This window comes from Streptomyces sp. RP5T, assembly GCF_003933965.1.
GTDB lineage: Bacteria > Actinomycetota > Actinomycetes > Streptomycetales > Streptomycetaceae > Streptomyces.
On the sequence record NZ_RSAJ01001306.1, the window covers coordinates 1 to 408 of the forward strand.

Here is a 408-nt window from a genome sequence, read left to right on the forward strand (position 1 = left end):
GAATTGCAGGATACGCTGGAAGCGGCAGGCGATAAATTGCAGGCCAACCTGTTACGCATTCAGGATGCGACGATGACCCATGACGACCTGCATTTTGTCGATCGTCTGGTGTTCGATCTTCAGAGCAAACTCGACCGTATTATCAGTTGGGGCCAGCAATCCATCGACTTGTGGATTGGCTACGACCGCCACGTACACAAATTTATTCGTACTGCGATCGATATGGATAAAAACCGCGTCTTTGCTCAGCGGTTACGTCAGTCGGTACAAACCTATTTTGATGAGCCGTGGGCGCTAACTTATGCCAATGCCGATCGTCTGCTGGATATGCGTGACGAAGAGATGGTACTGCGCGATGAAGAAGTGACTGGGGAACTTCCTGAGGATCTGGAGTACGAAGAGTTTAAC

At 50.0% G+C, this 408-nt stretch carries 1 protein-coding gene; it reads left to right on the forward strand.

What is annotated here, in order from left to right:
• On the forward strand, window positions 1–408 hold a 408-nt coding region (locus tag EHS43_RS45945; RefSeq protein ID WP_221740838.1), incomplete at both ends, for a hypothetical protein.